The sequence below is a fragment of the Rosenbergiella gaditana genome, from assembly GCF_018494065.1.
Classification (GTDB): domain Bacteria; phylum Pseudomonadota; class Gammaproteobacteria; order Enterobacterales; family Enterobacteriaceae; genus Rosenbergiella; species Rosenbergiella gaditana.
This window is the reverse complement of sequence record NZ_JABBFR010000009.1, coordinates 19,950-33,208: the sequence shown is the minus strand read 5'-3', so window position 1 is coordinate 33,208 and position 13,259 is coordinate 19,950. Positions and strand designations below refer to the sequence as shown.

Here is a 13,259-nt window from a genome sequence, read left to right as displayed (position 1 = left end):
AACACTCTATCATTGACATGGACATGGCATGACACAGCAACCTCACGTTAAATATCGCAAAGATTACACCGCGCCTGAATTTACCATCACCGACATCGATTTAACTTTTCACTTGGATGAAAAAAAGACCAAGGTGTTGGCGGTAAGCCAAGTTAAGCGTTGCGACGCGTCTGCGAAAGACCTACTTTTACAGGGAGAAGGACTAGTTCTCGTCAGTGTAAAAATAAATGGCAACGCGTGGCAGGATTATTCAGTCGAGGCGGGTAACTTACTACTGCGTAATGTTCCTGAACATTTCACACTCGAGATTGAGAATGAAATCCATCCTGATCAAAATAGCGCGCTTGAAGGCCTCTATAAATCAGGCGATGCTCTGTGTACTCAATGTGAAGCAGAAGGGTTTCATCATATTACGTGGTACTTAGATCGTCCCGATGTCTTAGCACGTTTTAGTACAACGATTTATGCCGATAAGCAGCGCTATCCTTATCTCCTTTCCAATGGCAACCGTATTGATGGTGGCGAATTAGAGAATGGTCAACACTGGATCACATGGCAAGATCCCTTCCCAAAACCTTGTTACCTCTTTGCATTAGTTGCGGGAGAATTCGAGGTCTTACGTGATTCGTTCACTACCAAATCCGGACGTGAGGTCGCTTTAGAGATCTTTGTCGATCAAGGGAATCTTGATCGCGCTGGCTGGGCGATGACGTCGCTAAAGCAGAGCATGAAGTGGGATGAACAACGTTTCAATTTAGAATATGACCTAGATATTTTTATGATCGTTGCCGTCGATTTCTTCAATATGGGGGCGATGGAAAATAAAGGCTTGAATATTTTCAACTCTAAATACGTTCTTGCTAAACCGGAAACGGCTACCGATAAAGATTATCTTGGTATCGAAGCGGTGATCGGTCATGAATACTTCCATAACTGGAGCGGTAACCGTGTGACATGCCGTGATTGGTTTCAGTTAAGTTTAAAAGAGGGACTTACTGTTTTCCGCGACCAGGAATTTAGTTCTGATTTAGGTTCACGGGCGGTGAACCGTATCGATAATGTCCGCGTTATGCGTGGTGCGCAGTTTGCTGAAGATGCTAGCCCAATGGCGCATCCAATCCGTCCTGAGCAAGTGATGGAGATGAACAACTTCTATACCCTGACAGTGTACGAGAAAGGTTCGGAAGTCATTAGGATGATCCATACCTTGCTAGGAGAAGAGAAATTCCAAGCCGGAATTGCCCTCTATTTCCAACGCCATGATGGCAGTGCTGCGACCTGCGAAGATTTCGTCAAAGCGATGGAAGAGGCTTCCGGTATCGACTTAACCCAGTTCCGTCAATGGTATCGTCAATCGGGTACGCCAGTGCTAACGGTTGAGGACGATTACGATCCCAATAGCGAGACCTATACGCTGACGGTAAGCCAAGAGACCCCCGCCACCGCGGATCAGGCTGAGAAAAAACCGCTTCATATTCCGTTAGCGATAGAATTGTACGATAACGAAGGGCAGGTGATTCCACTGCAGTATAAGGGTGAGGCCATCGATCCGGTGCTTAACGTCACTGAGTCTACGCAAATTTTTGTCTTTGATAAGGTTTGGTTCCAGCCAACACCTGCGTTATTGTGCGAATTCTCTGCGCCAGTAAAACTGCATTATCAATGGAGTGATGCGCAACTCACCTTCTTGATGCAACATGCGCGTAACGCCTTTACACGTTGGGATGCGGCGCAAAGCCTATTAGCCATCTACCTTAAACTGAATATATCTCGATTCGCACAGCAGCAGTCGCTATCCGTACCCCGTCATGTGGTGGATGCATTCCGTGCAGTATTGGTTGACGAGTCAATTGATCCTGCCTTGAAAGCACAGATCTTCACCCTACCTTCGGAAAACGAAATTGCTGAATGGTTTGACGTCATCAATCCTACGGCGATCGCAGCGGTAAGATCCTCGCTGTTACAACTGCTTGCTAGCGCCTTAGTGAAAGAACTCAAGGCCGCTTATGAAGGTAATCAATGCGCAGAGTACCGAGTTGAAGAACAAGACATTGGTAAACGCGCCCTGAAAAACATCGCCTTATCCTACCTCGTCTTCTCAGACGTAGCGCTTGGTGAACAATTAGCCGTTACGCAGTACCAAACGGCGAACAATATGACCGATGCTTTAGCGGCGATCAGCAGTGCAGTGTCCGCACAACTCCCTGCGGCAGAGCAACTACTTGCCCAGTGGGATGACCGTTGGTATCAGGATGGCTTAGTGATGGATAAGTGGTTTATTTTGCAAGCCACACGTCCCGGTGAGCAGATTGTCGACCACGTCCGTCAGTTATTAACTCATCGCTCGTTTACGATGAAGAACCCTAACCGCGTACGATCCTTAATTGGGGCGTTCTGTTCATCGAATCCAGCCGCTTTCCATGCTGAAGACGGTTCAGGTTATCAATTCCTGGTTGAAATGCTAACGGATCTCAATCACCGCAATCCACAAATCGCGGCAAGGATGATTGAGCCCTTAATTCGCTTAAAACGTTACGATGAAGGCCGTCAAAAGCTGATGCGTGCAGCCCTTGAGCAACTGTTGAAACTGGATAATCTTTCTCGGGATCTTTACGAGAAGATCACCAAAGCGTTAGCCGCTTAACGCTCACCCCTTAAAGCTCTAGGTTAATTGCCTAGAGCTTATTTTTTGCTACCACGCAAGTTAAATTTACTTTTTGCATAAAAATGCTACCATCCCACCCTGACTGAAGCCTGTTGCTATCACTATTGTCAGCCTTTTGGAGGGGAAATGTTGTATCCATTAATTCGTTCTGCGCTATTCCAGTTTGATGCCGAGAAAATCCATGAACAAACTCTTCATGCGTTAAAAAAAGTTAGCGGAACGCCCTTCGAAACATTGATCACACAACGCTTAGCCAATAAGCCGGTCGAATGTATGGGTATCACTTTTCCAAACCCTCTCGGATTGGCTGCTGGGTTGGATAAAAATGGTGAATGTATTGATGCGTTTGCCGCCATGGGCTTCGGATTTATTGAAATTGGTACTGTTACCCCGCGCGCACAAGCTGGCAATGATAAGCCTCGGCTGTTCCGTCTTGAACAAGCGGAGGGGATCATTAACCGTATGGGATTCAATAATCAGGGCGTCGACCAACTGGTTGAGAACGTAAAGTCATCTCGCTATCGTGGCATTTTGGGCATTAATATTGGCAAAAATAAAGATACGCCTGTTGAACAGGGGAGCGATGATTATTTATTTTGCATGGAAAAAGTCTATGCTCATGCCAGCTATATCACCGTCAATATTTCTTCACCTAATACCCCTGGATTACGATCGCTGCAATACGGTGAAGCACTGGATGAATTATTGGCGGCCATTAAAAATAAGCAACAGGTTCTTCAACAGCGGCATTTGAAATATGTCCCTGTTGTCGTGAAGATCGCGCCGGATCTTTCGGTCGAGGAATTAATTCAAGTGGCAGACAGTTTGGTCCGACATAATATAGATGGTGTGATCGCGACTAACACAACCTTGGACCGTTCGTTAGTAACAGGCTTACCTTACGCTAACGAAGCGGGTGGTTTAAGTGGTCGTCCAGTACAGTTAAAGTCGACCGAAATCATTAAACAATTACACAGTGAATTAAACGGCGCATTGCCCATTATCGGTGTAGGTGGCATAGATTCACTGATGGCAGCGAAAGAAAAACGCGCGGCAGGCGCGACGTTATTACAAGTTTATTCTGGTTTTATTTATCACGGACCAAAATTAATTAAAAATATTGTGATGGGTATTTAACCACTATTATTCGACTCGCACAGATAAAATGGTGTATTTTTTGTGCGATGTCGTTTATATTTTATTCCGATTTTCTAATGAATAACTTTTTTACTAATAATTTATTATTAAAGCTCAATACTATTTAGGGGTAATTGATGAATTTAAAACCCGATGATTGCTGGCAGTGGCACTATGATACGGATCAAGGTTCCGTTATGTTAGATTTTAACGATGGTTCGAGCTTCATTTCTCAGTTCTCATCTAAAATGCTTATTCCAGACGCTTTTTCTTCTCATCCCTTCTGCGTAGATGATGCGACACTTTTCTCTCAATTCGCGGAAAGCTGCCGTGATACGGCATTGGACGAGACACAATCCAAGCACCTGATTATTCATGGCCTAATTGCGTATCGGTTCCTGAAACCGCAGATGCCGAAAAGCTGGCACTTCACTCCTCGTCATCAAGCCATACAGCCATCGGTGGGTGAAATGGTACTCGCTACACTCACCAGTAATAATGAACAAGCACTACTGATGGTTGTGGAGACCAATCAACAGGCGTCTTTATGTATCGTCGCGCAACCTGAACTCTTGTTGAACAGTGGTAAGTCGCTCTACCTCGGCGACGCAATCAAAATTATGAATGATCGCTTAGTCGCCTGGCAGCCTGAACACTCGCTATTTTTAGAAAAAGTCGGTTAATTCAATTCGAGTTTTAACGGACCTTCATCAGGTATACAGCAACAGCTTAAAACGGTTGATTCGGACAGGGCACGGGTATTTAAGGCCTTAACGGCCCCCGATAGTTTAGTGAGACGACAGCTGCCACAGCTCCCCATTCGGCATGAATAGGGAATGGAGTGACCTTGTAGTTCCAGTTGTTCAAGTAAGATCTGCTGGTTATTGCCCATAAACCGCTTCCCTGCAAATTCAATCTCTACCGCTTTCTCTGTTGGCGCTGGGCGGATCACCGCATGGGTATTCTGCTGCGCAGGGTTATCTCTATACAGCCGCGGTGGTTTTGTCTGTAAAATTGAAACGCTATCACCGACCCGAATAATGCCACTATTACGGGCAATCAAATTTAATCCGAAATCGATATCCCCACTGCCATCGGCGGCTTCACGAAACTGCGATAGGGTTCGCATTGGCTCACCATTAGGATGTTTACGTGCATTCCGACTGTTGACCGTGGTGAGAATACAGCGGCTGCAGGGTTTCGCCACATCAAAAATAATCTCTCCTATACGAACCACCGCCCAATGATCTTCCTGCCACGGCTCGGCGCCCGTCACCACGAGGTTTGCTCGGAATTGTTCAATCGCGACACCGGCTGGGCAACGATTTTGTAGATCGTGTAATGAACGCTCATTAACCAATAAAAAAGGGTAACCATCCGCGAAGGAGAGGGGATGCTCAGGCCGTTTTTTAATTTTCCGTTGTGGGACTTTACCAATCCAACGTAACTGAACAGGATGCGGGAAATACTGACTTAACCATTGATTGATAGCATCAGGCGCAATTTTCGCCGTAAAGTGATTACCCCAAACCTCGGTCGGGAAGTTCATCTCTAAAAAATCGTTGATATTGACCAAAGCAATTTGTTGATCCGGCGCTTGTAGGTAGAGGCCTTCGCGTGTGAGTGTCGGGGTGAATAGGAGCATTTCAGGATATTTGCGTGCCGTAACAAAGGTACCGTCTTCTAACGTCAACATAAAATGACGATCCCATGTCAAACCGGTGGCCTCTGTTAAAGCGTGTGAAAGCTGAGTACCTTGCATGGACTTTATGGGATACGTGAACAGTTTAGTGAGGGTAATCATTAAAAGGTGTTCCTTTCGCGCGTAACAATTGCAGTAACTTTATGACATAGCGTTGTGATTCGCTATACTAGGCGCAAATTTTCCGAATTAAAGATATTTATTATGAATTCTCTTTTTGCCAGCACCGGTCGTGGACTGGAAGAACTTTTAAAAACAGAACTTGAGGGCTTCGGTGCTCAAGACTTACGACTGGTACCGGGAGGTGTTCACTACAGTGGTAGCGATGAAGTGATGTACCGGAGTTTACTCTGGAGCCGGATCGCATCGCGGATCATGTTACCGCTGGGAGAATTCAATGTTTTCAGTGACCTTGATCTCTATGTTGGTGCGCAATCAATTGTTTGGGATGAGATCTTCGAGCCAGAATCCTCATTCGTGATTAATTTCCAAGGGACTAACGACGAAATTCGTAACAGTCAATTTGGGGCACTGCGGATCAAGGATGCCATCGTTGACAGCTTTACCCGTAAAAATCTACCTCGTCCTAATGTCGACCGAGATTACCCGCATATCCGCATTAATGCGTGGCTACATCGCGACAAAGTCAGTATCTCGTTAGATCTAAGCGGCGATGCCTTGCATCAACGTAATTACCGTCACGCTACCGGTCAAGCGCCTCTTAAAGAGACGTTAGCTGCCGCGATTATTATGCGTTCTGGCTGGAAAGCGGGGACACCTATGGTCGATCCGATGTGTGGTTCTGGCACTCTATTGATTGAGGCGGCAATGATGGCGGCAGATCGCGCACCTGGACTATTGCGTGATCACTGGGGCTTCTATGCGTGGAAAAAGTTCAACCAAACCGAGTGGGATAAGGTTGTGGCTGACGCACAACAGCGCGCGAACTTGGGTATGCAAAGCAAGCAAATCCGTTTCTTTGGTTACGATAAAGACGGGCAAGTAATAGAGCGTGCGCAAACCAATGCACGGCGCGCAGGGGTGGCGCCGTTTATTAGCTTCAAACGTCAAGATGCGCTACAGCTGAAAAATCCTCAACCTGAGGCTGACGTTGGCACGGTCATTAGCAACCCACCATATGGTGAACGTCTGGAGAACGAACCTGCTCTTATTGCGTTACACAGTCAACTAGGTCGAATTTTAAAAGCAGAATTTGGTGGTTGGAATCTCTCACTCTTCAGTGGGTCGCCAGAGCTTCTCGACTGCTTACAATTACGTGCAGATCGCCAATTTAAAGCGAAAAATGGTCCGATAGATTGCCTACAGAAAAATTACAAACTTCGTGCGCCGGTTGACGGGCAAGTTGTGGGAGAGCTCGCTCCAGACTTTGCTAACCGTCTGCGTAAAAATATTAAGAAATTAGATAAATGGGCGAAGCAGGAAGGCATTGAGTGTTATCGTATTTATGACGCTGATCTGCCTGACTATAATATTGCGATAGACCGCTATGCTGATTGCGTGGTGGTTCAAGAGTACGCACCGCCTAAAACCGTCGAACCCCATAAAGCACGACAACGTCTGTTCGATGTGATCAGCGTCACTTTACAGGTGCTCGCGTTACCGGCCAATAAATTAGTACTGAAAACGCGTGAGCGCCAAAAAGGGACTCAGCAATATCAGAAACTGGCAACGAAAAATGACTTCTTCGAGGTCAGCGAGTTCAATGCGCATTTCTGGGTAAATTTAACGGACTATCTCGATACGGGTCTATTTATTGACCACCGTCTGGCGCGGAAAATGCTAGGGGAAATGAGCCAAAACAAAGATTTCCTTAACCTCTTTGCTTACACCGGTACGGCAAGTGTTCACGCAGCGTTGGGCGGGGCAAAGTCTACGACGACGGTTGATATGTCTCGGACCTATTTAGAGTGGGCAGAGCGCAATTTCCAATTAAACGATATTTCAGGACAATCGCATCGCTTGATCCAAGCAGATTGTTTGAGCTGGATTAGAGAGTCGCGGGAAACCTTCGACGTGATCTTTATCGATCCGCCAACCTTCTCCAACTCCAAACGGATGGAAGAGAGCTTTGACGTACAGCGTGATCATCTGTCGCTGCTGACTGATCTCCAGTATCTGTTACGGACTGGTGGCACCATCATGTTTTCGAATAATAAACGTGGATTCCGTATGGACCACGAGGGCCTTGCCGCTATCGGTTTACAAGCGCGGGATATTACCGCTAAAACACAATCTCAAGATTTCTCTCGCAATAAACATATCCACAATTGCTGGTTAGTTTCGCGTGTAGGTCAGGAATAATAACTATGTCATTAATTAGTATTCATGGGGCTTGGCTGTCCTATAGCGACGCACCGTTACTGGATAACGCTGAATTACATATCGAAGAAAATGAGCGAGTCTGTCTCGTTGGCCGTAATGGCGCGGGAAAATCGACCCTGATGAAAATTATTAATCAGGAAGTGCCCCTCGATGATGGCCGTATCGTCTACGAACAAGATTTAGTCATCGCCCGCTTACAGCAGGATCCTCCGCGGAATATTGCCGGTTCGGTCTATGATTTCGTTGCCGAAGGGGTAGCGGAGCAAGCACAGCACTTAAAAGCTTACCACGCAATTTCTCATACCGTGATGCTGGACCCTAGCGAGAAAAACCTTAATGAGATGGCTCGTTTGCAAGCCGTGCTTGACCATCAGAATCTCTGGCAACTCGAAAGCCGTATCAATGATGTATTATTAAAAATTGGACTTGATGCAGACACTGAACTCTCTTCATTGTCTGGAGGGTGGCTGCGTAAAGCGGCATTAGGTCGTGCGCTGGTATCAAACCCCAAGGTATTGATGCTTGATGAACCGACTAACCACTTAGATATTGAAACCATTCACTGGTTAGAAAACTTCCTTAAAACCTTTAACGGCAGCATCATTTTTATCTCGCATGACCGTTCCTTTATCCGCAATATGGCAACGCGGATTGTGGACCTCGATCGCGGAAAGTTAGTGTCATGGCCGGGCGACTACGACCAATATCTTCTGGGCAAAGAGGAAGCGTTACGGGTAGAAGACTTACAAAATGCTGAGTTTGACCGTAAGTTAGCGCAAGAAGAGGTGTGGATCCGTCAAGGGATCAAAGCGCGGAGAACCCGTAACGAAGGTCGGGTGAGGGCGCTTAAAGCACTGCGTCGTGAGCGTTCTGAGCGTCGTGAAGTGATGGGCAAAGCCAATATGCAGGTCGGTGAAGCAAGCCGTTCGGGTAAAATTGTCTTCGAGCTGGAAGATGTGGTCTATCACGCTGGTGGTAAAACGCTGGTGGATCAATTCTCCGTGCAGGTTCAGCGTGGCGATAAAATTGCCCTAATCGGTTCCAACGGCTGTGGAAAAACCACATTACTGCGTTTAATGTTGGGCCAACTCAAGGCTGAACAAGGTCGTGTTCACATCGGAACTAAATTAGAAGTCGCTTACTTTGACCAACACCGCGCTGAATTAGACCCAGATCGGACAGTGATGGATAACTTGGCAGAAGGTAAGCAAGAGGTGTTGGTTAATGGCAAGCCACGCCATGTACTCGGCTATTTACAGGACTTTCTCTTCCATCCCAAGCGTGCGATGACCCCGGTAAGAGCGTTATCAGGGGGAGAAAGAAACCGTTTATTACTGGCTAAACTATTCCTGAAACCCAGTAACTTATTAATCCTTGATGAACCAACCAATGACTTGGATGTGGAAACCCTAGAGTTACTTGAAGAGTTAATCGACGGGTACCAAGGGTCGGTGTTATTGGTCAGCCATGATCGTCAATTCGTGGATAATACCGTAACGGAATGCTGGATCTTCGAAGGCGAAGGTGAAATTGGCCGCTATGTAGGCGGATACCATGATGCACAGCATCAGCGCAGTACCTCGCGAGGTACTCAGCGCAAGTCTCGTCCTGCGGCAGTTGCCGAAGCACCAGTATCCGAGCACAACAAATCACCAGTCGCTAAGAAAGCACCCGCTAAACTAAGCTATAATCTGACCCGTGAGCTTGAACAACTGCCACAGAAGATGGAAAGTTTAGAAACGGAGATCGCCCAACTGCAAAGTACCATGGCAGATGCAACCTTTTTTAGTCGACCTCATGCCGAGACTCAGCCAATCATTGAAAAATTGGCGGCGCTAGAGGAAGAATTCAATATCGCCTTTGAACGCTGGGAATACTTGGAAAATCTTAAGAATGGTGAATAATATATTGGTGCACTATGAGTGAGCACTGCCATCAGGATCATACCCATCGCTGGGTACTGTGCCCACACTGTGATATGACCACCAAACTGCCCGGCCTTGCGCCGGGTACGCGTGCAACCTGTATGCGCTGCGAAAGCACTTTGGCCACTGCTTGGCATGAACCTTTACGTCGGCCAATGGTGTATGCTTTTTCAGCCTTAGTGATGCTGATTTTGGCTAATCTTTTCCCCTTTATTAGTATCAGCGTAATGGGAATGACTAACCAAATTAGTCTGCTGCAAATTCCGCAAGCCATGGTCGACGATAAATATCGTTTTTTAGCGACGATATTCCTGTTGTTTGTACAGATTATTCCTGCGACCTGCCTTGTCAGTATCTTAATCCTTACCCTTAACCGACGTCTCCCTCAAAGCTTGACTATCCCTCTCGCCAAAGGCCTGTTCTATATGAAGAACTGGGGAATGGCTGAGATCTTCATGGCCGGAGTCCTCGTTAGTTTTGTTAAGCTTATGGCCTATGGAAAAATTGGGCTGGAAATGGGATTTTGGCCTTGGTGCCTATTTTGTCTAGGTCAATTGCGGGCATTCCAATGCTTAGAGCGTCACGTCATTTGGCAGCGCATTAGCCCAGCACCCCCTCTGCGTGTTGAACCCATTGCAGGGATCAGCGGATTGACCCAAAATTTACGCAGTTGCCCTTGTTGTACGGCGATTGTTTCAGCCGATGAACCCTATTGTCCTCGTTGTCATCAACGGGGACATGCACGTAAACCGCAAAGTTTACAGTGGACACTGTCGCTATTAGTCACCTCAATTATTTTGTATATCCCTGCTAACATTATGCCGATTATGGTGACTGATGCTTTAGGCAGTGCCTCTGGGTCCAATATTATGGCTGGCGTGATATTTCTTTGGAATGAAGGGTCGTGGCCGATCGCAATGATTATTTTCGTTGCCAGTATTTTGGTACCAAGTATGAAGATCTTGGCGATAGGTTGGTTGAGTTGGAATGCGGGAGGCTATGGCGCTCGTGATAACCACCGTATGCAAATTATTTATGAAATTGTAGAAGTTGTTGGGCGTTGGTCGATGGTCGACGTCTTTGTGATTGCCGTATTATCAGCATTAGTCCGCATGGGCGGATTAATGAATGTCTATCCCGCGGATGGCGCATTACTATTCTGTTTAGTCGTTATTTTAACGATGTTCTCAGCACAAGCCTTCGACCCACGCTTATTATGGGATCGAGAAAGTATTAAAAAGCATGAGGAAGAGTCCATTGAGTAATAATCATTTTGGTGAAGCAAAGATTAAACAAATCAAACGCTGGTCACCGGTGTGGATCGTACCCATTATCACCATCCTGATAGGTTCATGGATTATTTATTATCATTTTTCTCATCAAGGGCCTGAAGTCGTGCTCACGACCGCTAATGCCGATGGCATCGTCCCGGGTAAAACAGCGATTAAAAGTCGCAGTGTTGATATCGGTATGGTGGAAAGTGCTAAGTTAAGTGATGACTTACAGCATGTCGAAATTCGTGCTCGGTTAAATACCGGCATGGAAAAGATGCTCCATCAAGACAGTGTCTTTTGGACAGTCAAGCCGCAAATTGGTCGTGAAGGTGTAACTGGGTTAGGGACCTTGTTATCGGGCTCTTACATAGAATTACAAGCGGGACATATAGGGGAAGAATCATCACAGTACAAGCTACTTGACTCACCGCCCCTTGCCGCGCCGGATGCAAAAGGGATTCATATTAGCCTCAATAGCGACCAAGCAGGGCAGCTTAATGCAGGCGATCCTGTCCTATTTAGGGGATTTCGTGTCGGGTCGGTTGAAATGAGCCGCTTTGATGCTGACCAGCGTCAAATGGAGTATCAGCTCTTTATTCAGGCCCCCTATGATCGTCTTGTCACCAGTAATGTTCGTTTTTGGAAAGACAGCGGCATTGCGGTTGATATGTCTGCCTCAGGAATGCGTGTCGAAATGGGGTCGTTAGCGACACTATTTAGCGGTGGGGTGAGCTTTGACGTCCCTGAAGGCTGGGACTTAGGTGTGCCTGCGGAAAATAAAACACACTACCACTTGTTTAATGACCAACGTAGCATTACCGATTCACTTTACACGCAACATACTAATTACCTCTTATTCTTTAACGAGTCAATTCGTGGCTTACAAGAGGGGGCTCCAGTCGAATTCCGGGGGATACGTCTGGGCACTGTCGCGCAGGTACCGTTTATTATCCCAAGTATGTTGAAGAAATTGAACGGCGATTACCGCATACCGGTATTAATCAAAATAGAGCCTGAACGTTTCTCCAAGAAATTAGGTGCCGATTTTAATCTTCAGCAACGTCTTGCCGATGGCCTCCAGCATGGGCTACGAGCGAGTTTAAAAACAGCCAACCTGATCACGGGCGCGCTGTATGTTGACTTAGATTTTAATAACGACGCGGGTGCCTATAAAGGGCCTACTCAAATTGGTCAATACAATATCATTCCAACAATGAATGGTGGCTTGACGCAAATGCAGCAAAAGGTGATGTCAATTCTCGATAAGTTTGAGAAATTACCGTTAAACCCGTTATTGACCGAAGCAACTGGCTCACTGAAAGAGAGTCAAAAAACCCTACAACAACTGCAAATCACCTTGGATCATGTGAATCAAATTACCAACAGTCCGGCGATGAAAACCCTGCCGCAAGATATGCAGCAAACCTTGCGTGAGTTGAACCAAAGTATGAAAGGCTTACAGCCAGGCTCTCCAGCCTATACTAAAATGGTGGGGAATCTTCAACGGTTGGATCAAGTCCTCGCAGAGTTACAGCCGGTACTGCGTACCTTGAATACTAAGAGTAATGCCTTAGTTTTTGAGGCATCGCCGGGTAAAGATCCCCAACCTAAAAAGGCTAAATAGTGAAAAAACTTTTAATTGCACTGTTCGCTGTCTGCTTGACAGCTTGTAGTAGTAGCGAATCGACGAAGTATTATCAACTCACTACACCGCAAGGTGCGGCATTAGCGGCGGACTCGACTTCTGCTTTTGGTCAACAGCCAAAACATTTGTGGGTCCAGTCTATTAACTTGCCTGACGCACTAGCCAGTACGGGGATTGCTTTCCAAACGTCTGATGTGGAGTATCGGCTGGCGGAACAAAACCTTTGGGCGAGTCCACTTGACCAGCAACTGCAACAAACGCTGGTCACGAACTTGAGTAATTTGATGCCGACTTGGTTGGTGACAAATACGTCTTTAAAGGGTGATACCGATTCGTTGACGGTCACGGTAACCGCTTTCCAAGGCCGTTGGGATGGGCATGCGGTGGTGAAAGGCTATTGGCTCTATCAGCACCAAGATGAAGCCGTGCGACGTCCTTTTGAGCGCATTGTTCCACTTAAGGACGATGGCTACCCAGCATTAGTCCAAGCGCTCTCGCAAGCATGGTATCAGGAAGCTCAACAGCTGGCGTTACAGATTCGACCTTAACCGCTGCCATTTACGTGAAT

The 13,259-nt window shown here is 46.6% G+C and carries 9 protein-coding genes; 8 read left to right on the top strand and 1 reads right to left on the bottom strand.

Features of this window, described 5'->3' with window-relative positions:
• The first annotated feature begins 28 nt into the window (after positions 1-28).
• The 3 genes from pepN to HH682_RS08090 all read left to right on the top strand — a co-directional run bounded on the left by pepN (position 29) and on the right by HH682_RS08090 (position 4,485).
• Positions 29-2,644, top strand: a complete 2,616-nt coding sequence (pepN, locus tag HH682_RS08100) for an aminopeptidase N (protein ID WP_214237079.1) — start codon at positions 29-31, stop codon at positions 2,642-2,644.
• Between the two features lie 147 nt (positions 2,645-2,791).
• Positions 2,792-3,802 carry a quinone-dependent dihydroorotate dehydrogenase gene (gene pyrD, locus HH682_RS08095; protein WP_214237078.1) on the top strand — a complete coding sequence of 337 codons (1,011 nt, stop codon included), beginning with the start codon at positions 2,792-2,794 and terminating at the stop codon, positions 3,800-3,802.
• A 137-nt stretch (positions 3,803-3,939) separates the two neighbouring features.
• Positions 3,940-4,485 (top strand): cell division protein ZapC, encoded by a 546-nt coding sequence (locus HH682_RS08090; protein ID WP_214237077.1) that lies wholly within the window; start codon positions 3,940-3,942, stop codon positions 4,483-4,485.
• On the opposite strand, the gene HH682_RS08085 is transcribed toward HH682_RS08090, so the two are convergent.
• A complete protein-coding gene (locus HH682_RS08085) occupies positions 4,482-5,606 on the bottom strand; it encodes a YcbX family protein (protein WP_214237076.1) in 1,125 nt (374 codons plus the stop codon). The genes HH682_RS08090 and HH682_RS08085 overlap by 4 nt on opposite strands.
• 102 nt (positions 5,607-5,708) lie before the next feature.
• On the opposite strand from HH682_RS08085, the gene rlmKL reads away from it, so the two are divergent.
• Genes rlmKL through pqiC form a run of 5 tightly spaced genes read left to right on the top strand, consistent with a single transcriptional unit; the run spans position 5,709 to position 13,239 of the window.
• Positions 5,709-7,826 (top strand): bifunctional 23S rRNA (guanine(2069)-N(7))-methyltransferase RlmK/23S rRNA (guanine(2445)-N(2))-methyltransferase RlmL, encoded by a 2,118-nt coding sequence (gene rlmKL / locus HH682_RS08080; protein ID WP_214237075.1) that lies wholly within the window; start codon positions 5,709-5,711, stop codon positions 7,824-7,826.
• A gap of 5 nt (positions 7,827-7,831) precedes the next feature.
• Complete coding sequence (locus HH682_RS08075) at positions 7,832-9,751, top strand: ABC transporter ATP-binding protein (protein WP_214237074.1); 1,920 nt, start codon at positions 7,832-7,834, stop codon at positions 9,749-9,751.
• A 14-nt stretch (positions 9,752-9,765) separates the two neighbouring features.
• Positions 9,766-11,037: a membrane integrity-associated transporter subunit PqiA gene (pqiA, locus tag HH682_RS08070; protein WP_214237073.1), complete on the top strand. Its 1,272-nt coding sequence runs from the start codon at positions 9,766-9,768 to the stop codon at positions 11,035-11,037.
• Positions 11,015-12,670, top strand: coding sequence for an intermembrane transport protein PqiB (gene pqiB / locus HH682_RS08065; protein ID WP_420826194.1), 1,656 nt, complete (start codon positions 11,015-11,017; stop codon positions 12,668-12,670). The genes pqiA and pqiB overlap by 23 nt, the downstream gene beginning before the upstream one ends.
• Positions 12,670-13,239 (top strand): membrane integrity-associated transporter subunit PqiC, encoded by a 570-nt coding sequence (gene pqiC / locus HH682_RS08060; protein ID WP_214237071.1) that lies wholly within the window; start codon positions 12,670-12,672, stop codon positions 13,237-13,239. The genes pqiB and pqiC overlap by 1 nt, the downstream gene beginning before the upstream one ends.
• The last annotated feature ends 20 nt before the right edge of the window (positions 13,240-13,259 follow it).

What these genes read in the sequence shown, in the direction of transcription:
- pepN (WP_214237079.1), top strand. Translation starts at nt 29, where the DNA reads ATGACACAGCAACCTCACGTTAAATATCGCAAAGATTACACCGCGCCT.
- pyrD (WP_214237078.1), top strand. Translation starts at nt 2,792, where the DNA reads ATGTTGTATCCATTAATTCGTTCTGCGCTATTCCAGTTTGATGCCGAG.
- HH682_RS08090 (WP_214237077.1), top strand. Translation starts at nt 3,940, where the DNA reads ATGAATTTAAAACCCGATGATTGCTGGCAGTGGCACTATGATACGGAT.
- HH682_RS08085 (WP_214237076.1), bottom strand. Translation starts at nt 5,606, where the DNA reads ATGATTACCCTCACTAAACTGTTCACGTATCCCATAAAGTCCATGCAA.
- rlmKL (WP_214237075.1), top strand. Translation starts at nt 5,709, where the DNA reads ATGAATTCTCTTTTTGCCAGCACCGGTCGTGGACTGGAAGAACTTTTA.
- HH682_RS08075 (WP_214237074.1), top strand. Translation starts at nt 7,832, where the DNA reads ATGTCATTAATTAGTATTCATGGGGCTTGGCTGTCCTATAGCGACGCA.
- pqiA (WP_214237073.1), top strand. Translation starts at nt 9,766, where the DNA reads ATGAGTGAGCACTGCCATCAGGATCATACCCATCGCTGGGTACTGTGC.
- pqiB (WP_420826194.1), top strand. Translation starts at nt 11,015, where the DNA reads ATGAGGAAGAGTCCATTGAGTAATAATCATTTTGGTGAAGCAAAGATT.